This is a genomic window from Thalassospiraceae bacterium LMO-SO8 (genome assembly GCA_031655335.1).
Classification (GTDB): domain Bacteria; phylum Pseudomonadota; class Alphaproteobacteria; order Rhodospirillales; family Casp-alpha2; genus UBA1479.
On sequence record CP134226.1, the window covers coordinates 1,337,673 to 1,357,444 of the forward strand.

General features: G+C 66.0%; 18 protein-coding genes. 6 read left to right on the forward strand and 12 right to left on the reverse strand.

Features of this window, described 5'->3' with window-relative positions:
• Positions 1–2 precede the first annotated feature (2 nt).
• From RJ527_06455 to RJ527_06470, 4 genes are read right to left on the reverse strand one after another with little or no spacing between them, the layout of a single operon-like run.
• Positions 3–1,337 (reverse strand): MFS transporter, encoded by a 1,335-nt coding sequence (locus tag RJ527_06455; GenBank protein ID WND77379.1) that lies wholly within the window; start codon positions 1,335–1,337, stop codon positions 3–5.
• On the reverse strand, positions 1,334–2,578 hold the full coding sequence (locus tag RJ527_06460) for a cyclopropane-fatty-acyl-phospholipid synthase family protein (protein ID WND77380.1): 1,245 nt from the start codon (positions 2,576–2,578) through the stop codon (positions 1,334–1,336). The genes RJ527_06455 and RJ527_06460 overlap by 4 nt, the downstream gene beginning before the upstream one ends.
• A 6-nt stretch (positions 2,579–2,584) precedes the next feature.
• Entirely contained in the window at positions 2,585–3,367 is a 783-nt protein-coding gene (locus RJ527_06465) for a DUF1365 domain-containing protein (GenBank protein ID WND77381.1), read from the reverse strand.
• A complete protein-coding gene (locus RJ527_06470; protein WND77382.1) occupies positions 3,364–4,674 on the reverse strand; it encodes an FAD-dependent oxidoreductase in 1,311 nt (436 codons plus the stop codon). The genes RJ527_06465 and RJ527_06470 overlap by 4 nt, the downstream gene beginning before the upstream one ends.
• Before the next feature lie 337 nt (positions 4,675–5,011).
• On the opposite strand from RJ527_06470, the gene RJ527_06475 reads away from it, so the two are divergent.
• Together RJ527_06475 and RJ527_06480 are read left to right on the forward strand one after the other, a co-directional pair.
• Positions 5,012–5,545, forward strand: a complete 534-nt coding sequence (locus RJ527_06475; protein ID WND77383.1) for a sigma-70 family RNA polymerase sigma factor — start codon at positions 5,012–5,014, stop codon at positions 5,543–5,545.
• The gene (locus RJ527_06480; GenBank protein WND77384.1) at positions 5,542–6,210 is read left to right on the forward strand and encodes a ChrR family anti-sigma-E factor; all 669 of its coding nucleotides are present in this window, start codon (positions 5,542–5,544) and stop codon (positions 6,208–6,210) included. The genes RJ527_06475 and RJ527_06480 overlap by 4 nt, the downstream gene beginning before the upstream one ends.
• A gap of 29 nt (positions 6,211–6,239) precedes the next feature.
• Here the strand turns inward: RJ527_06480 and RJ527_06485 are convergent, their stop codons facing one another.
• Positions 6,240–7,268 carry a DUF3500 domain-containing protein gene (locus tag RJ527_06485; GenBank protein WND77385.1) on the reverse strand — a complete coding sequence of 343 codons (1,029 nt, stop codon included), beginning with the start codon at positions 7,266–7,268 and terminating at the stop codon, positions 6,240–6,242.
• Between the two features lie 277 nt (positions 7,269–7,545).
• On the opposite strand from RJ527_06485, the gene RJ527_06490 reads away from it, so the two are divergent.
• Positions 7,546–8,514 (forward strand): LLM class flavin-dependent oxidoreductase, encoded by a 969-nt coding sequence (locus RJ527_06490; protein WND77386.1) that lies wholly within the window; start codon positions 7,546–7,548, stop codon positions 8,512–8,514.
• Positions 8,515–8,549: 35 nt separating this feature from the next.
• Here RJ527_06490 and RJ527_06495 read toward each other — a convergent pair whose 3' ends face one another.
• From RJ527_06495 to RJ527_06525, 7 genes are all read right to left on the reverse strand, one after another.
• Positions 8,550–11,087 (reverse strand): PAS domain S-box protein, encoded by a 2,538-nt coding sequence (locus RJ527_06495; GenBank protein WND77387.1) that lies wholly within the window; start codon positions 11,085–11,087, stop codon positions 8,550–8,552.
• 103 nt (positions 11,088–11,190) lie between these two features.
• Positions 11,191–12,075, reverse strand: coding sequence for an N-formylglutamate amidohydrolase (locus tag RJ527_06500; GenBank protein WND77388.1), 885 nt, complete (start codon positions 12,073–12,075; stop codon positions 11,191–11,193).
• Positions 12,072–13,067: an ATP-binding cassette domain-containing protein gene (locus RJ527_06505; GenBank protein WND77389.1), complete on the reverse strand. Its 996-nt coding sequence runs from the start codon at positions 13,065–13,067 to the stop codon at positions 12,072–12,074. The genes RJ527_06500 and RJ527_06505 overlap by 4 nt, the downstream gene beginning before the upstream one ends.
• Positions 13,064–14,059 carry an ABC transporter ATP-binding protein gene (locus tag RJ527_06510; protein ID WND77390.1) on the reverse strand — a complete coding sequence of 332 codons (996 nt, stop codon included), beginning with the start codon at positions 14,057–14,059 and terminating at the stop codon, positions 13,064–13,066. Before RJ527_06510 ends, RJ527_06505 begins: the two co-directional genes overlap by 4 nt.
• A gap of 17 nt (positions 14,060–14,076) precedes the next feature.
• Positions 14,077–15,003, reverse strand: coding sequence for an ABC transporter permease (locus RJ527_06515; GenBank protein ID WND77391.1), 927 nt, complete (start codon positions 15,001–15,003; stop codon positions 14,077–14,079).
• On the reverse strand, positions 15,000–15,977 hold the full coding sequence (locus RJ527_06520) for an ABC transporter permease (GenBank protein ID WND77392.1): 978 nt from the start codon (positions 15,975–15,977) through the stop codon (positions 15,000–15,002). Before RJ527_06520 ends, RJ527_06515 begins: the two co-directional genes overlap by 4 nt.
• Before the next feature lie 66 nt (positions 15,978–16,043).
• Positions 16,044–17,639, reverse strand: coding sequence for an ABC transporter substrate-binding protein (locus tag RJ527_06525; GenBank protein ID WND77393.1), 1,596 nt, complete (start codon positions 17,637–17,639; stop codon positions 16,044–16,046).
• Between the two features lie 168 nt (positions 17,640–17,807).
• Between RJ527_06525 and RJ527_06530 the strand changes: the two genes are divergently transcribed.
• From RJ527_06530 to RJ527_06540, 3 genes are all read left to right on the forward strand, one after another.
• On the forward strand, positions 17,808–18,764 hold the full coding sequence (locus RJ527_06530) for a M14 family metallopeptidase (protein ID WND77394.1): 957 nt from the start codon (positions 17,808–17,810) through the stop codon (positions 18,762–18,764).
• A gap of 121 nt (positions 18,765–18,885) precedes the next feature.
• Positions 18,886–19,347 carry an Hsp20 family protein gene (locus RJ527_06535; GenBank protein WND77395.1) on the forward strand — a complete coding sequence of 154 codons (462 nt, stop codon included), beginning with the start codon at positions 18,886–18,888 and terminating at the stop codon, positions 19,345–19,347.
• Positions 19,348–19,476: 129 nt separating this feature from the next.
• Positions 19,477–19,713: a hypothetical protein gene (locus RJ527_06540; protein ID WND77396.1), complete on the forward strand. Its 237-nt coding sequence runs from the start codon at positions 19,477–19,479 to the stop codon at positions 19,711–19,713.
• The last annotated feature ends 59 nt before the right edge of the window (positions 19,714–19,772 follow it).

The window sequence follows — 19,772 nt, forward strand, 5'->3', positions numbered from 1 at the left end:
GTTCAAGCGAGCCGGCGGCGGATCGCCCGTTGCCTGTCGGCGGTCAGAGGAAACCGCCACATGGTTCCGATCGCCACACCCTTTATTACGATGGGAACAACGGCATAGATCACGGTCAGCGCCAGGATTCCGCCGCGGCTGGGCGCATCCGGATCAAACCCCAGCGCGGCGACGCCCGGCAGGGCGAGCCCCACCGCCGCCGCCAGCGCCAGTTTCGTGCTCATCCCCCAGAAGGCGAATTGCAGGCCGGCACGGTCCACGCCCCCACGCAGGCGTCCGTAATCGATGACGTCCGCCTGGATCGACGGCGGCAGGGAAAGGTCGGCGCCCAAGGCGGCCCCGGTCACCACGCAGACCACGGCGAAGGCCGCGAAAGCACCGGCCGGCAATATCGGCACGGCGGCAAAGGCAAGACAGGCGGCGATCATCGCCAGGCACCACAGCCGATGCTTGTCCATGCGATGGACGAGCATCAACCAAGCAGGGATCGAGATCACGGCGGCGAGGAAATAGACGAGGATGAATAACGCCCGCTGGTCCGGGCCGGCCCCCAAGCCATATTGCAGATACACCAGGAACAGAACCGCCGGGATACCGTTGGCCAGACCGTTGGCGAACCAGGCAAAAAGAAGCCGGACAAACGGCTTGTTGCGGACCAGCCCAACCAGCGCGGCCGCGATGCGGGCCGGACTCGCGGGAACGGGTAGCCTGCTGGGGGCGGCCTTTTCCGGGACGGCCCACAGCAAAAGCGGGATCACGGCGACCCCGCCGAGCACGGCGACCCAGACGATGGCGGCCATGGCGTCCCGTTCGCTGCGCCCGGCCTCCGTCAGGGACGAGGACAGGGCCGCCGCGCCGACGATGCCGATCAGGCCCATGGCCTCCCGCCAGGACGTGACGCGCGATCGTTCGTGATAGTCGCCGGACAGTTCGGCGCCCCAGGTCAGATAGGGCACGGCGACCATGGTCCAGCCGCCATAAAGGACCATCGACCAGATCAGCAGATACGCGGCGCCGGCGCCGTCGGGCGGCATCAGGACCTGCCACAGGCCGCCGCCGGCGATGACGGCGCCCACGGCGATCCAGGGCTTGCGGCGGCAGCCGGCGATCCGCGTCCGGTCGCTCAGGGCGCCGATCAGCGGATCGGTGACCGTATCGAACAGCCGCGCGGCCAGAAGAATCCATCCCACTGCCGTCAGCCCCAGGCCGAGCTCGATCCCGTACAGCGTCGGCAGGTGAATGTAGACCGGGATGACCGGCAGCGAGACCACGACCGCCGGCAAGGCATAGGCCAGCAGGATGCGCCGGGGCAGCGGCGTGGCGGCGTCCCGCGTCACCCGGCGTCGATCACGAACTGGCCGACGTCGATGCGCCCGGCATCGAATCCCGCCTCGCAGTACTTCAGGTAATAATGCCACATGCGGCGAAAGCGTTCGTCGAAGCCCAGCTTCTTGATCTCGGGCCAGGCGGCGAGGAAGTCCGCGTCCCAGCGGCGCAGCGTTTCCGCGTAGGACGGGCCGAAGAAGAACACGTCGGTCAGCCGCAGGCCGGCCCGGGCGACCGCGTCGGCGAAGGCTTGCGGGCCCGGCAGCATGCCGCCCGGAAAGATGTAGCGCTGAATGAAATCCGGAGAGCGGCGATAGCTTTCAAAATACGCGTCGTCGATCGTGATGATCTGCAGCCCCGCGCGGCCGCCGGGCGCAAGGCGCGCTTTCAGGGTGTTGAGATAAGTCGGCCAGTAGGCCTCGCCCACGGCCTCGAACATCTCGATCGAGGCGATCTTGTCATAGATGCCCTGTGTGGCGCGGTAATCCTCGATCCGGATGTCGACCCGGTCGGCCAGGCCCAGATCCGCCATGCGCGCCCGCGCGAAGGCCGCCTGCTCGACGGACAGGGTCAGGCCCGTGACGCGGCAGCCGAAATCGCGCGCCGCGATCTCGGCGAAGCCACCCCAGCCGCATCCGATCTCAAGCACGTGGTCACCGGGCCGCAGGTCCAGGGCCCGCGCCAGGCGTTCATACTTTCGCCGTTGCCCGTCCGCCATGGGTTCGTCCGGCGCCTCGAACAGAGCCGACGAATAGGACATCGTCTCGTCCAGCCAGTGGCCATAGAACGCGTTGCCCAGGTCGTAATGGGCAGCGATGTTGCGGCGGCTGCCGCGCAGCGTGTTGGCGTGCAGGGCATGGTGCAGGCGGCTCAACAAACGAACCGGCCAGGGTTGGCGGAGGACTTCGGTCAAGGCGCGTTCATTGCGCAGGCTGAGATCCAGAACCGCCGCCAGATCCGGGCTGTCCCAGTCCCCGGCCATGTAGCCTTCGGCCACCCCCATGTCGCCGCCCAGCAGCATGCGATTGACCAGGCGCCAATTTCGGATGCGCACCGTCGCTTCCGGTCCGGGTGCGGCGCCGTCGACGGTCACCCGCCGGCCCGACGGCAGGACGACATCCATCCGGCCGACCTGCAACCGCGCCAAGGCACGGCGCAACAGCCGCTCGCGGACACCGGGAGACAGGGTCTCTTCGGCGGAGCGGGCACCCGAGACGGAGTCAGAAACCGATTTCGCAATGGCGTCACTCATGTCTCGTTACGTTCCATTCTCTTCAATGCTGAATTGGACACGGCGCACGGCCGGCGAATGCTTGAATACGGGCAGGCCCTTGAGCCACAGCTTCAAGGCCTCCCAATGGATGCCCGCCATCACCTTCAGCGTCAGCAGCGGAAACCGGATCAGGGCACGCGTTAGGCCGCGCGGAGAGAACGGACGGCGGTCCCCCGCGAAGGACGCCGCCAGCAACAGCCCGTCGCTGTCCTCCTGGCGGATGACGATGCGGACGGTCTCGCCCGGGGGCACGATGCGGAACTGATAGGAGGCGTCCATACCGATGAAGGGCGAAACATAGAGTGCCTTGGCGCAGGACTGCTTGATGACCGGGCGGCTTTGATCGGCGACTGGAATCACATAGGTATGGCGTTCCTTGAAGGTGTTGCAGACCTCGTAAAGGATGGCGGTCAGCGCGCCCGATCGCCGGTAGCAAAAAAACACGCTGAGCGGATTAAAGGCATATCCGAAGATACGCGGATAACAGAGTAGGCGGATCGGCCCGCCGTCCGGATCGATGCCGGCCTGACGCAGGTGCCGTTCGGCCCAGGGGCGCAGGGCGCTGCCGTCCGCCGGCCCGTGATCCCGGTCGTGGAAAGCCAACGGCGCAAATCGGTTGTGGCCGAACAGGCGGGTCACCTTGCTGAGCGCAGACAGTTCGTCCAGATCAAGCAGCATGGAAAACACCGAATAGCGGAGCCGATGGGGCTTCGGCCGTTTTCGTTGATGCACCACGTCGCCTTCGTAGATTGCCGATGCCAACGTCATTTCGCCGCAACCTCCGCCGGTCGGGTCACCGTTATCCGACCGTTCTCGTCGTCGACCGTCCAGGGCCGGCGCATGCCGCCCAATTGTTCCGCCACGGCGAGACCCGATTGCAAGGCGTCCTCGTGAAAGCCGTATCCGAAGTAGCTGCCGCAATACCAGGTGCGCCGGTGCCCCTGCAGCGACCACAACGTTTCCTGCGAGCGGAGGGCCGCTTGATCGAAGAACGGATGGGCGTATTGAAATTCCCGCAGCACGGAGCCCGGCGCCGGCTCACGCACCGGGTTCAGGGTCACGAACAAGGGCGTGTTCGGGTCCAGGCCCTGCAACGGGTTCATCCAATAGGTGACGCAAAGGGGATCGCTCTCTGCTGCTGTTTGTTCGCCGCCGATGAAGTTCCAGCTCGACCACACGCGCCGCCGTTTCGGCATCAGGGAAGGATCGGTATGAAGAACCGCGCGGTTGTCCGTATAGGACCATGCCCCAAGCAGGTTTTCTTCCCGTGCGTCGCGGTCGCTCAGCATCGCATGGGTCTGGTCGGCGTGGGCGGCCATGACGACATGGTCGAAGGCCCGGCATTCGCCGTCGTTCGCCACGACCAGGACCTTTCCGGGGTGCCGCGTGACCTCGCGGACACCGCCGTAATGAATGCGCTCGCGGTAGGGTTCGGTCAGCCGTTTGACGTATTCCCGCGATCCGCCGTCGACGGTGCGCCATTGCGGGCGGTCCGTCAGGGTCAGCAGGCCGTGGCTGACGAAAAAGCGAATGAAGGCCACCGCCGGATAGGCGCGCATCTCCCGGGCGGTGGTCGACCAGATGGCCGCACCCATCGGCAGTAGATGGTCTTCGATAAATGCGTCGGAATATCTGTTTGCGGCCAGGTAGTCGCCGAGGCTGAGGCCCGCCGACGGCGCATCATCGAGATGCCCCGGCGCGTCCCGGTAAAACCGCAGAAGGTCGCGGACCATCCGCCAGAACCGGGGACGCAGGAGGTTGCGCCGCTGACCCAACAGTCCGTTGAGATCGGTGCCGGCGTATTCCAGTCGGCCGCCGTCCAAGGAGGCGGCGAAGGACATGTCGCTGTCCTTGGTCCGCACGCCGAGATGGCGGAACAAGGCCGTCAGGTTCGGATAATTCCGTTCGTTGTAAACGATGAAACCCGTGTCCACGGGAACCGGCCCCGCCGCCGTCGCGGCGTCGACCGTGTTCGAATGGCCGCCCGGGTGGGGCTCTTTTTCATAGACGGTGACATTGTGCCCCTGGCTCAACAGCCAGGCGGCCGACATGCCGGCGATGCCGGTGCCGATCACAGCGATATTCAGGCGTTGACCATTTACCAACGGACTATCGAACACCGGCGCTGCCTTTCTGGATTCACGCGCCATTCTGATGATAGGGGCGCGGCTGCAAGAACTGTTATCTGGAGTTACGGTCCCCGGTCGTTCATGGATCACCCCGATGAGCAGAAAATTACACCGAGTGATCCGCCCCGCCGCATGCCGCGTACAAGTCGTCATGGATGGTAATTTCGCCGCGTGTGGTGCAGGTTTGTCCGAAGATATGGGTCGGCCCGCGCACACTTGTCCCGTTCACATCCGGCAAGGGCGCCGCGGTCCGCGGCAGAACCTAGGGGGCGCTTTGCAGTCGATGGATGATTTGATCGTCGCGGTCGCGCAGCACAGGGACCGTGCTGCGTTCCGCGAACTGTTCGATCACTTCGCCCCCCGGCTGAAAGCCTTCGTCATGCGCCAGGGCCTCGACAGCCAGATGGCCGAAGAGGTGACTCAGGAAGCCATGGTCCGCGTGTGGCAAAAGGCGCAGCAGTTCGATCCGTCGAAGGCGCGGGCCTCGACCTGGATTTTCACGATCGCCCGAAATCTGCGCATCGACTTTCTGCGTAAGAGCTACAGACCTGAACCGGACCCCGATGACCCGGCGATGGTGCCCGACGCCGAACCCGGCGGGTTCGCCCACGTGGCGCAGGCGCAGGAAGCGGAACGGTTGCGGGCCGCCATCGCGGTGCTGCCGGATGATCAGCGGGTTGTCCTGCACCTGGCGTTCTTTGAGGAAAAGACCCATCCCGAAATCGCCGAGCAGTTGGGCATTCCACTGGGCACCGTCAAATCGCGTATCCGGCTGGCATTCAAACGTGTTCGGTCGGAGCTTGGAGAAGACCAATGACCATCGCGCATCACCCGAGCGAAGAACTCCTTCTTGATTATGCCAGCGGCGCCCTGACGGAATCCTGGAGCCTGGCGGTCGCGACCCACCTGGCGCTGTGTCCGGAATGCCGCCACGAGGTCGCCCGCATGGAAGCCGTGGGCGGCGGCCTGTTGGACGCCTTGACGCCGACCGCCTGTTCGGACGCCGCGTTCGACGCGGTCCTGGCGCGGCTGACGGATGGCGCCGACGCGGCGCCGATCACCGTCCCGCGCGAGACCCTGCATGAAACAGCGGGGCCCGCCCCCGTCCTGCCGGACCCCTTGCGCGGATATATCGGCGCCGATCTCGACGGCGTCCCTTGGCAGCGTCTGGGATTGGGCGCCTACCAATGCCTTGTCCGAACGGAAGACGGCGTGACGGCCCGGCTGTTGCGGATCCCGGCGGGCCGGCCGGTGCCCGAACATACCCACCGCGGCCAGGAATTGACTCTGGTGCTTCGGGGGGCGTTCTCCGATCAGACCGGACACTATGGAGCCGGGGATTTTCAGGAAGCGGACGAGCATATCAAGCATCAGCCCCATGCGGCGCCTGGGGAAGATTGTATCTGCCTGGCAATAACGGATGCGCCCCTTCGGTTCCGGTCCCTGGCGGCGCGCCTCGTCCAGCCTCTTTTGGGCATCTAGACGGCCGGGTCTCCCTGCCCGCGCCGACGCTAGGGCCGGTGCCCGTGGGCTTCCGGCGCCCCCTTGTAGTGATGATGCAGATCGTCGCGGCCGAAATCGTTCGCCGGGTCGCGCCACAGACTGTGGATGTGATTGGCGGCGTTCTGCGAATTGTCGAATTCGATCAGCAGACGCGGGCCGTGGATGCGGTAATAGAAAGCCGCCCCCTCGGCCATGGGCCCGGCCCAGGCGACGCGGGTGTCGGCCCAGCCGGCCCGCACCAGGTCCATGTAGGGGCGGCCGACCTCGTCGCGGGCAAGGCCCACGTAGGTGCGGATCAAATCGGTCAGCAAGGCCTGCTGCGGCGGGCTGAGGGCCTCGGTGGGCAGGCCTTCGGGCACCGCCAGGGCATCGCCCCGGCCGGGGCCGGCGACCACGTTGCCGAGGGAGCGTCCTCTCAGGAGGGCCCGCTCGCGCTGGCCCGCATCAAGGCTGGCCGCGAAGCGCAGCGCCAGGACATATTCATCGCGCTGCACGCGCTCGCCCTTGCGGGGGCCGCCGGGAATTTCCGCCGGGTTGGTGCCGAGGAAGACCGGCGTCAGCGACACCGCGCCGGGCGCGGCGACGGTGACGTTGACCGACAGGTGGTGGCCTTCCAGGCGCCAGCCCCAGGGATGCCGGCCCGGCACGCCGAATACCGATATGAAATATTTTTCCGGGTCGCGGTAGTCGAGGGACGAGCCTTCGACCTCGGCCAGAACGGCCTCGAGCGCCATGATCGCCTCGGCCTTGGCCACGCCCGGCGCCGACAGGGTGCTGCGCATCAAGGCCGCGGCCGCCGCGCGCTGGGGTGGCGTCATGTCACGGATCGGGACGCCCTTGCGGTATCCCGGCGTATAGGCCCAATCGAACCGCTCATCCTCCGTGAACGCGAACGTCCCCGCGGCCGCCTTGTCGCCCATGGCTTGTTGCCAGGCCCGGGCGGCGTCGGCGATGGCGGCATCGACAGGCGCCGCGCGGACGGGCGGCGCGCCGAGCACGGCCGCGGCGATTCCGGCGAAAAGCAGTCGTCTCCACATGTACAAGACATAATGCGTCCTGGCCGATGCCGCAATCGGCGCCGCGTTCCGGTATCGGCAGGAAATGTACGTCGGCGAGCCCCGATGTCTGAACGCCCGGCGGGCGGGCCCCATCATCACAATCCCGCTAGCCTCGCCGTCCATAGACCCCTTCGCCTTGATTGGTCGGCGCTTGCCCCCTATCGTCGATTCCCAAGGGGGGCGGCAGCAAGAGCCGCCAGCCCGGCCGGGACCAATCCCCGCCGGGACCGTAACGGCGGGGACTGGGAGGACTTCAATGACCGACAAGGTAAAATTCGGCGTGCGCCTGACCGTGCAGGGCGAAATGGGCGCGACGTCGTCCGGTTTCGACTATGCCCTGGAGATGGCCCGCGTGGCCGAGGATCTGGGCTTCGATTCCGTGTGGATCCCCGACCATGTGGAGAACGCGCATCTCGACCGTTCCAAGCCGATCCTGGAATACTGGACGGCCATGACCGCCATCGGCGCCCTGACCAAGCGCGTGCGCCTGGGCGGCCATTCCATCAACAACACCTTCCGTCATCCGGGCCTGACGACCAAGATCGCCTGCACCCTGGATCACATCACCGGCGGCCGCGTGATCCTGGCCCCCGGGTCGGGCTGGTTCGCCGCCGAGGCCAAGTCCTACGGCTTCACCGAATGGTCCGACGACGGGCTGGAGCGCATCGCGCGTCTGGACGAAGGGCTTTCCATCTACCGCGGCCTGATCGAATGCGAGGATGCGAACGGGTTTTCCTTCGACGGCCGGTTCTATCAGCTGAAGGACGCCTTCTGTCATCCCAAGCCGCCGCAGAAACCCTATCCGCCGATCTGGATCGCCGGCGATTCGCCGCCGACCCAGGAATTGATGAAAAAGCACGGCGACGTCTGGTTCATGTATTCAAAGGCCCCCCCTGTGGTGAAGGAACTCGTCGACGGCATGAAGGCGGAGCTGACGGAGCGGCCGTTCGAGGTCGCGATCTCCGCCGTCGGCCTGGCCGACAAGGGGCCCGAGGAAACCCGCAAATGGGCCGAGATGTACGCCGAGGAGCGCAAGCACCGTTTTCCCATCCCGCCCACGGTCGACGACGTCATGGAATCGAACCTGATCGGCGACGTCGCCCAGGTCCGCGACCGCATCGATCAATGGATCGACGCCGGCGTCAACCACATCGTGTTCCAGCCCATGCCGCCCATGGAAGGCACGCGGTTCTTCGGCGAGAAGATCATCCACCACTACATGTAAGCGGCGGCGCGGCGGCGCGGACGGGGGACGCGGCGTTACTGCCCGGCGTCGGCGTCGCCGACCGTGCGGCTTTTGGGAAAGCGCACGGTGACCGTCGTGCCCTTACCGGGGGCGCTGTCGATCTCCAGGCTGCCGCCGTGTTCCTCGGTCAGGGAGTGGACCAGCGACAGGCCCAGCCCGAAGCCCTCGTGGGCGCGGGTGAAGGCGCGGTGGGCCTGGCCGAACGGCATCAGAACCTTGGGGATGTCCTTGGGATCGATGCCGATGCCCGTGTCGCTCACGACGAGGGCATGGCCCGCGTCCGCCGACCAGGTCGCCTCGACCCGCACGTCGCCGCCCTGTTCCGTGAACTTCACGGCGTTGGTCACCAGGTTGAGCAAAATCTGCTTGATGCGCGTGACATCCGCCATCATCGCCGGCAGGCCCGGCTGCACATACTTGACCAAGGAGATCTCCTTGGCTTCGGCCCGCTGTTCGACCATGGCCGTGCATTCCTCGACGGCGCGGGCCAGATCGACCGGCTCCTCGTGCAGAGACATGGCCCCCGCCTCGATGCGCGACACGTCGAGCACGTCGTTGATCAGCGCCAGCAGGTGGCGGCCCGAACGGATGATGTCCTCGGCGTATTCCCGGTAGCGGGACGCGCCGAGCGGGCCGAACACCTCGCTCGCCATGATCTCCGAAAACCCGATGATGCCGTTGAGCGGCGTGCGGAATTCGTGGCTGACGTTGGCCAGAAAGTCGGTCTTGGCGCGGCTGGCCTGGTCCGCCAGTTCCTGGGCCCGGCGCCGGACGGTGATTTCCTGGCGCAGTTCCTTGGTGCGCTCGTCGACCCGGCGTTCCAGATCCTCCTTGGCGCGCACCAGGGCGCGTTCGGCCGCGCGGGTCGCCGTGACGTCCGTGCCCGCGCCGCGGTAACCGATGAAGGCCCCGGTCACGTCGAACACGGGGCGGCCGCTGAGACGCACGGAAATCTCCGCCCCCAACTTGCTGTACAGGGTGTATTCGAAATTGCGGAACGAACGGTGGGCTTCCATGTCGGCGCGGTGGTCGGCGAAGCGCGCACGGTCCCCGGCGTCCATGTTGCCGGCGAATTCCCAGCGCGTCTTGCCGAGGACGTCGCTGCGGTCCAGGCCGGTGATCTGGAAGAAGCGGTCGGAGATATAGGTGAAGCGCAGGTCCTGGTCCATTTCCCAGAACCAGTCCGAGGCCGATTCCGCGATATCGCGCAGGCGCTCCTCGCTTTCCCGCCACGAGGTTTCGGCGATTTCGCGCACGCGGATCTCGCTGCGCAGTTCGCGGGTCCGGTCGGCGATCAGCTTTTCCAACTCCTCGTGGGAGCGGCGCAAGATGTCCTCCGCCTCTTTCTGCTTCGAGATGTCGGTAACCGCCGTGCCGAGCGCGACCACCTCGCCGGCGCCGTCGGTGATGGGGAATTTGGCGACCAGCACATGACGCATGACGCCGTCGCGGAACGGGCCGTAACGTTCCCGATAGACCGGCGCCCCCTGGTCGATCGCCGCGGCGTCCTGGTCGCGGACGAAATCCGACGTGCCGTCACGGTCGCCATGAACTTCGTTCTCTGTCTTGCCGATAACCTCGGACATCGGTCTTTGGGCCCATTCGCAGAACGTCCGGTTGACCCGCAGATAGCGCCCGGACAGATCCTTGATGTTGAGGGACGACGGCACGTTTTCGATCAGCGCCGCCGCCATGGCCTCGCTGGCACGCAGCGCTTCGTGACGCGACAGGAACATGCCCGCCAGCAGCGATATGAGAAGGACCGCCGGCAGGCCGACCGCCAGCACCGCGACATGAGCATTGCCGATCTGCATCGCAAGCACCGTCACCGACGGCCGCAGGGTCACCGCCCATTCACGGCCCAGCACACGGACATCCGTGGCGGCGGAAACCGTGGCCGACGCAGTGTCGGCGGCGACGCCCGCGGCGTGGATCAGGCGATCGCCGTACCGGACCTCGACCCTGAAGCGCTTCGTGATGCCATCGCCCAGGGCACGGTCGATGATCGGCGCCGTATGGAACGCCACGTTGACGTAGCCGAACCGGCGGTCGGCCGTGTCGAGCGGCGACAGATTCACGAACCCGTTGGCGCCGTCCGGAAAGTCATACGGCGGGCTGGACGCCGCCGCACCGCCGCCGGAGACGTAATCATAGGTTTCGCGCGCCCCCGGATCGTCACGCAAGGAACCGCCGAGGCGGTCCGCGCCGATGGTTTCCGGCTCGATCCAGGTGAACCGCCCATCGGCGTCAAGCCGCGAGATGTAGCGGATTCCCGAATAGGTGCCGAGCAGGGCCCGGGCATGCCGCCGGAATTGCTGTTCGGTCGATATGCCGCCGTCACGCCACAGTTGTTGCAGGTACTGGCCGACGCCGAACCGCGCACTGACCAAAAGTTCGATCTGGTACGCCGCCTGTTGCGACTTTCGGACCGTGGTTTCACGGGCCTGCTCGACGTTGCGCTGATAGACGATGTGCGATGCGAAAACCAACACCGCCCCCAGGGAAAGCCCGAGGAAGGTGGCCGCCAGAAATTGACGTGTTGGGGCCTTCATGCCGCGATATCAACGGCCATGGAGTGGTTCGCGATGGTCGGTGTCATGGGCGCTCCCAGGTCGTCCGCGCCGATTTTACAGGCCTGCCGGTATTTTTCATCGCTTACTTAGGTCCAGGGGGGTGAGCCATGGCAAACCGCCCCAATTCATCGATCAAGTCGGTGATTACGGTTTTCATGTCGGCATAGCCGGCGGATTTCTCGATCTTCTGTTCGTCCATGTAAAGGCGCCGGTTGATTTCGATCTGCAGGCTGTGACGCCCCCGGGCCGGGTCGCCGGCCAGGCGGACGATCTCCACCCCCTTGTACCAATGATCGACCCGCACGTCGTAGCCACGGGCGGACAGATAGTTGCCGACGCAATCGACCAGGGCGGGCCCGGTGGTCGTGCCGTCGCGCGTGCCGAGCACGAAATCGGGGCGCACCGTACCCTCCGGTTCCGCCGACATGGCCGTCGCCACGGCCGGCATGGAATGGCAGTTGATATGGTAATAGCCGCCGAACCGCCCCGCCGCCCAATCCAGCATGCGCCCGAGCGCCGCATGGTAGGGCCGGTGGTAATCGTCGATCCGCGCCCGCAGATCGGCGGCGGCGATCTTGCCGTCATAGACGGGCAGGCCCGGCGGGCGGCGCATCCAGACCAGCCCCTGGCCAAGTTCGGCCTTCGGTCCGGGCTGCAACGGCGGGCCGCCCCAGGGCCCGTCGACATGGGCCGGGTCCATATCCGTCTCGTTGCGGTTGGGATCGACGTAGAGCCTGGGGAACAGGGCCTCGAGCAGGGCCGCGCCCTTTTCGGGGGCGGCCGCGTAAAGATCGTCGACGAAGGCGTCTTCGGCCGGGCGCAGGGCGGCGATGGCCACGGCGGGGCGGAAACCCTCGGGATAGATCGACCCGCTATGGGGGGAATCGAACACCAGGGGAATCGCCGGTTCCGCCGCCGCGTGGAACCGCAGAACGCCGGGAACCTCCAGGCCTGGAAGCGCCGTCATGGGTCGTCGTTCAAATGACAGGCGGCGATGCGGCCGGGTGCGATTTCACGCAGCTTGGGCCGCTCCTCGCGGCAGCGCGCCGTCGCGTGCGGACAGCGCGGGTGGAAATGACAGCCCGGCGGCGGATCGAGCGGCGACGGGATTTCCCCCGAAATCGGTTGATAATCGAGCCCACGGATGTCGAGGCGCGGGACTTCGTTCAACAACGCCTGGGTATAGGGATGGTTGGGGCTGGCGAAGATGTCTTCGGTCGACGCCGTCTCGACCACCCGGCCCAGGTACATGATGACGACCCGGTCGGAAATATGTTCGACCACCGAAAGGTCGTGGCTGATGAACAGATAGGTCAGATCCAGGTCCTCGCGCAGGTCCATGAACAGGTTGATGACCTGGGCCTGGATGGATACGTCCAAGGCCGCGATGGCCTCGTCGCAGACCAGGAATTCGGGGTTCACGGCAAGGGCGCGGGCAATGCCGATGCGCTGACGTTGACCGCCGGAAAACTGATGCGGGTAGCGTCGGCGGTAGTCCGGGTCGAGCCCGACCCGCCGCATGACCTCGGCCACGTAATCGGCGGCCCCGGCCTTGGGAACGATGCCGTGACGCACGGGGGCCTCGCCGATGATGTCCTGCACCCGCATGCGCGGGTTGAGGCTGGCGAAGGGGTCCTGGAAGATCATCTGGATGGCGAGTGCCGTCTGATGCCCCGCGTCCTTGTCCATGGCGGAGACCAGATCGCCCTTGTAGTGGATCGCCCCCGCCGTCGGCTCCATGATGCCGGCGACCATGCGCCCGAGCGTCGATTTGCCGCAGCCCGACTCGCCGACCAGGCCCACGACCTCGCCCTTGGCGATCTTCAGGGACACGCCGTCAACGGCGTGCACGACCTCTTCCTTGACGTTGGCGCCCAGATAGCGGGCCAGCTTGGCCGCCGCGTCCAGCGGCTTGACGAAGTTCTTGGTGACGTCCGTCAGTTCCAAAATCGCGGTCATGATGCGCGCGCCCCCGCGTCCAGTTGCGGATGGGCGCAGCGCACCGCCCGGCCCGGCAGCGGGGTGGTGATCTCCGGCGCCACGTCGCAGGCCATGTCGCCATGGGGGCAGCGGTCCTTGAAGGCGCAGCCCCGGGGCAGATTCAGCAGCGACGGCGTCATGCCGGGAATCTGGTACAGCCGCTTGCCCCGGGTGTTGTGCCCGGGGACGGAGCCCAGAAGCCCCCGCGTGTAGGGATGGACGGGCCGGTCGAGGACATCGCCCAAGTCCCCCTGTTCGACGATGCGCCCGGCGTACATGACGCTGATCCGGTCGGCCAGACCGGCGATGACGGCAAGGTCGTGGGTGATCCAGATCAGCGCCGTGCCGGTTTCCCGGCACAGCTTCTGCGCCTCGTACAAAATCTGGCCCTGGATGGTGACGTCGAGGGCCGTGGTCGGCTCGTCGGCGATGATCAGGTCCGGCTTGTTCAGAAGCGCGATGGCGATCGCCACGCGCTGGCGCATGCCGCCGGAAAACTGATGCGGATAGGCCTTGAGCCGCTCGTCCGGGCTGGGGATGCCGACCTGGCCGAGCGCGTCGCGGGCGCGGGCACGGGCCTCGTCGTTGGAGACGGAGGCGTCATGGGCGCGCACGGTCTCGATCATTTGCGTGTCGACGCGCAGGACCGGATTGAGCGTCATCATCGGGTCCTGGAAGATCATGGCGATGCGGTTGCCGCGAAGCTGGCGCAGGCCTTCCGGGTCCAGGGTCAGCAGGTCCCGGCCCTGGAACAGGACCCGGCCGCCGACCACCCGGCCCGGCGGATCGACCAGACCCAGGATCGAGAACCCGGTCACCGATTTGCCCGATCCGGACTCGCCGACCAGGCCCATGATCTCGCCCCGGCCGACGGAAAAGCTGACGCCGTCGACGGCCTTGGCCACGCCGTCCTTGGTGAAGAAATGGGTTTCCAGGTTGTCGACCTGCAGGGTGGGCGCGCCGTCGGTCATGATCTGCTATCGCGTCCTTATTTCTGCAAACGCGGGTTGAGCACGTCGCGCAGCTGGTCGCCCACCAGATTGATGGAGACGATGGTGACGAGCAGGGCCACGCCGGGGAAGAAGCTGATCCAGTACAGGCCCGACAGCATGAAGTCGAAGCCGTTGGAAATCAAAAGGCCGAGCGACGGCTCCGAGATCGGCAATCCCACGCCGAGGAAGCTCAGCGTCGCCTCCAGCGAAATGGCGTGCGCCGTCTGGATCGTACCGACCACGATCAAGGGCGGCAGGCAGTTGGGGAACAGATGGCGGAACACGATGCGGTTATGACCGAGGGCCAGGCATTGCGCCGCCTCGATGTATTCCTTGTTGCGCTCGACCAGGGCCGAGCCGCGCACGGTGCGCGCGTAGTACGCCCATTGCGCGATGACCAGCGCGATGGTGATCTTGTCCACGCCCTTGCCCAGAATGGCGAGCAGGATCAGCGCGATGAGGATCGCCGGGAACGACAGCTGAATGTCGACCACGCGCATGATGAAGGCGTCGACGCGGCCGCCGAAATAGGCCGCCGCCAATCCCACCGCCGTGCCGATGCACAGCGCGAACACCCCCGACATGACGCCGACGCCAAGCGAGATGCGCAGACCGTAGATGATCGCCGAAACCAGGTCGCGCCCGGCCCCGTCCGTGCCCAGCCAATAGGTCATGCCGTCCATGGACTGGCTGCCCGGCTTCAGCTTGCCGTCGAGGATGCTGACGCTGGCCAGGTCGTAGGGATCCGTCGGCGCGACCCAGGGCGCGAACAGCGCCAGCAGGATGATCGCCGCCAGCACGGCCAGCGCCGCCGTGGCGACGCGGCTGTCGGCGTAATCGCGGCAGAACCGGCGGAACGGCGTTTCCACCTTGACCGTCCCGGCCGGGGTTGCCCCGGCCGGCGGGGTGGCGGCGTCGCTCATGACTTGATCTCCGACAGGCGGACGCGCGGGTCCAGAATGGAATAGAGCACATCGACCACCAGGTTGATGATGACGAAGATAAGCACGATGATCATCAGGTAGGCGACGATCACCGGGCGGTCGAGGGACTGGATACTGTCGATGATCAGCTTGCCCATGCCGGGCCAGGCGAAGACCGTTTCCGTGACCACGGAAAACGCGATCAGGCCGCCGAATTCAAGCCCCAGCACCGTGACCACGGGAATCATGATGTTCTTCATCAGATGCACCAGGACGATACGGCTGTTGCGCAGCCCCTTGGCGCGGGCGAACTTGATGTAGTCCTGGTGGACGACTTCGCGCGTGCCGGCGCGGGCCAGACGGATGACCAGGGATATCTTGAACAGCGCCAGATTGAGCGCCGGCAGGAACAGATGCGCCAGCCCGTCCAGGGTCAGGAAACTGACGTCGATGCCCATCAGCGGCACCGTGTCGCCGCGCCCCGTCGAGGGCAGCCAGCCGAGGATCACCGCGAACACCATGATGAACATCAGCCCGACCCAGAAGGTCGGCAGGGAAAACCCCAGGATCGATCCCGCCATGATCGACTTGGACGCCACGGTGTCCGGTTTCAGCCCCGCGTAGACGCCCAAGGGAATGCCGATGACGACGGCCAGCAGCAAGGCCGCCAGCGCCAGCTCGAACGTCGCGGGAATGCGGTGGATGATGATTTCCAGGGCCGGCTCGCCATAGACGAAGGACTTGCCCAGGTTGCCCTCAAGCGCGCCGGCGACGAACCGCCCGTACTGCACGTACCACGGCTGATCGAGGCCCATGGAGCGGATCACCTTTTCCCGCTCCTCCTGCGTCGCCTCGTCGGACACCATCATCTCGACCGGGTCGCCGACGATGTTGACCCCGCCGAACACGATGAACGACATCACCATGACGACGGCAAGGCTCTGCAGAATCCGGCGGATGATGAAAACGGTCATGGATTGCCCCCCGGCCGGACGTGGGGGCGGCGCGCCGCTGGCCGCCCCCTTGTTCCGGCGGCGCCCCTACTCGGGCTGGATGTCGTAGGCGACCGTGCGCTCGTCCGTGCGCGCCAGGTACTTGAGGCCCTTCTTCGCTGCCCAGGTGTTGACCTGATAGTGCAGCGGGATCAGGCCCATGTCCTCGCCGATGGCGATTTCCGTGGCCTGGGCCAGCAGGGCCGCCCGCTTGGTGTCGTCGACCGTGGCCAGGGCCTGGTTCAGGACGGCTTCCATCTTGGCGCTGGAATACAGGCCACGGTTGGAAGACCCGTTGCCTTTTTCCTTGTCATAGGTGGTGAGCAGCGAGCGCAGCGGCGACGAGGCCTCGCCCGTGCCCGAGCCCCAGCCGACCAGCAGGAACGAAAATTCGGGCGGCTTGGCCGGCCCGCCGTTCTTGCCGCGCTTGAAGAACACGCTTTTCGGCATGGTGTCCGGGGTCGTCATGATGCCGATGCGCGACAGCATCTGGGCCACCGCCTCGACGATCTTGGCGTCGTTGATGTAGCGGTCGTTGGGCCCGTGCAGCGTCGTCTGGAAGCCGTTGGGATAGCCCGCGTCGGCCAGCAGCTTCTTGGCGCCCTTGGGGTCGTATTCGTCGGGCTTCAGCTTGTCGGATACGCCAAAGAAGCCGTCGGGCAGAAGCTGGCCCGCCTTCACGGCGATGCCTTCCATGACCCGTTCGATGATCAGGTCGCGGTTGATGGCCTTGGAAATCGCCTTGCGCACGCGCACGTCCTTGAACGGGTTCTTGATCTCCTCGCCCTTGGGGCCCTTGGCGAAGGGCGTGACGTCGCGGTACTGATCCAGGTGCAGATAGATCACGCGGTTGGAGATGCCCTGGCTGAGGGAAATCTTGTCGTTCTTCTTGAGCCCCGCCACGTCGATCGTCGGCACCTGGTCGATGAAGTCCACGTCGCCGGCCAGAAGGGCCGCCAGACGCGACGGCGCCGACTTGATCGGCTTGATCACGACGGATTTCCAGTGCGGCTTCTTGCCCCAATAATCCTCGTTGCGCTCGAACTCCAGAACCTCGCCCTTGATCCATTTGACGAACTTGTAGGGGCCCGTGCCGGCGGCCTGGCTGCCGTTGTTGAAGTCGCCTTCCCAATGGCCCTTGGCCTTGTCCGAAACGATGTGCACGTTGGACAGATCGACCGCCATCAGGGGATAGGGTTCCGGCGTCTTGACCCGCAGCGTGTAGTCGTCGACGCGCTCATAGGTCTTGCCGCCGCTGTGGCTGAAGACCTTGAAGCTGGACTTGGCGTTCGGGTGGGCGGCCGCGCGCTCCATGGAAAAGATCACGTCGTCGACGTTGAATTCCGATCCGTCATGGAACTTCACGCCACGGCGCAGCTTGAATTCCCAGGTCGTGTCGTCGATCGGTTTCCATTCCGTGGCCAGGCCCGGCATCAGGCGCTGCTTGTGGTCCTGCTCCATCAGGCGGGAAAAGATGTGCTGGGCGATCTGATTGTTGGGGCCCAGGTTGTGATAGTGCGGGTCGATCGAGGTCGGCTCCGTGCCGAGCCCGATGGTGATGGTCTGGGCCTGGGCGGCCGTGCCGGCGGCGAAGGTCAGGCACAGGCCCGCCGCCGCCGCGATCATTGATTTACGGAAATACATATCGATTAGGCTCCCTGCTTGATCCGGGTCATCATGCCCGGTGTTGGGAATCATGTTGCATCAAACCCGCGCCGCCGACAAGCGCCGCCGCCGGGCGGCGTTCGGGGCTTGACCTGAGAGGGCTTTGATCGTTCGATGTGAGCCCTTTTTCCACCGATAAGGACCGCCATGACGCCCGCCGACGCCGAATATCCCGTCCAGCTTCAGGCCCCCGACATCAGCCCCTACAAGGCGGGCAATACGGGCATCGATTACATCACCAGCTTCGAGGCGGCCGAACCGGGACCCCACGTGATGATCACCGCCGTCGTGCACGGCAACGAACTGTGCGGCGCCATCGCCCTCGACTGGCTGATGAAGCTGGGCGTGCGGCCCAAGCGGGGGCGCCTGTCGCTCGGCTTCATGAACGTCGCCGCCTATGGGCGGTTCGATCCGGCGGCGCCGCTGGCGTCGCGTTTCGTCGACGAGGATTTCAACCGCCTGTGGGATGCCGAGACCCTGGACGGCCCGCGCCAGTCGATCGAACTGACCCGCGCCCGGGAAGTCCGCCCGTTCATCGACACGGTCGACCGCCTGCTCGACATCCATTCCATGCAGCACGCCACGGGGGCCTTGATGCTGGCCGGGCCGCTCGACAAGGGGCGCAAGCTGGCCGAGGGCGTCGGCGTGCCGGAACTGGTGGTCATGGACGAAGGCCACGCCGCCGGCCGGCGCATGCGCGATTACGCGGATTTCCGCAACGAGGCCTCGGCCAAGGACGCATTGCTGGTCGAATGCGGCCAGCATTGGGAAAAGTCGTCGGAGATCATGGCCAAGGAAACGGCGCTGCGCTTTCTGCTGTACACGGGCGCCGTCGACATGGATTTCGCGGCCCCCCATCTGGGGCCGCAGCCGCCCCGGCAGAAGATCGTCGAGGTCACCCATCCGGTCACCATCAAGTCCGACCGCTTCCGCTTCGCGGAGGATTACCGGGGGCTTGAAACCATCGCCAAGGCGGGCACGGTGCTGGGTTACGACGGCGACGATCCCGTGGTCACGCCGCACGACGACTGCGTGCTGATCATGCCGTCGCGGCGCCTCAACCGGGGGGCGACGGCGGTCCGTCTGGCCCGCGTCGTCGGCTGATCGCGCCCGGCTCCGGCCATTGACAGGGGCGCTTTTCCTGCCAAATTAAGGACTACGAAGGGTGCTGCCGTTGGGCGGGTCCTTCGGCCGTTTTCGCTCATGACATCAGAGGAGAACGCCCATGTCTCGGCTCGGCGCCTTCAACAGCCCCCTGCTCTTGGGTTTCGAACATTTCGAACGCATGCTCGACCAGGCCGCCAAGGTCTCCGGCGAGGGCTACCCCCCCTATAACATCGAACAGGTGGGCGACAACCTGCTGCGCATCACCCTGGCCGTCGCCGGGTTCACCGACGACGACCTGTCCGTGACCGTGGAGGAGAACCAACTGGTCATCCGTGGCCGCCAGCAGGACGACGGGGCCGAGCGCATCTACCTGCACCGGGGCATCGCGGCGCGCCAGTTCCAGCGCAGCTTCGTGCTGGCCGAGGGCATCGAGATCGTGCGCGCGCACCTGGACAACGGGCTTCTGCACATCGACCTTGAACGCCACGTCCCGGAACCCGAGATCAAGACCATCGCCATTGAAAAGGGCGGGGCGAAGAAGAAACCGGGCCGCACCATCGACGTGGCCCCCGAGGAATAGCCCCTACGATACGTCCCGGCATCCGCCTCCGCCGCCCGGATGCCGCCGCACTGCCCAGGCGGCGCATGAAGAAATCCTAAAACCGCGTGCCCGGAAAACGGGGCGCGGCAACAGAAGGAGTTTCAGACCATGAACACCAATGCCCCCGACAACCACGTCCCGCCGGCCCCCGGCAACCTGTCGGCCGAGGATTTCCTGGCCCTGGGCGCCGAGACCGCGGCCTTCGTCAAGGCCATCGAGGTCGACGGCAAGCCCGTCTACGGCATCTTTTCCGCCTTCGGGCAGCCGCTCGGCTATGCCGAATCCCTCGCCGTCGCCCAGGCGACCGTGCGCCAGAACGACCTGGAGCCGTTTTCCGTTCACTAAGCCGGACGTCCGTTATTCCCGCCGACAGGCCCGTTTTGTCCGCCCGTTAAAGGATCGGT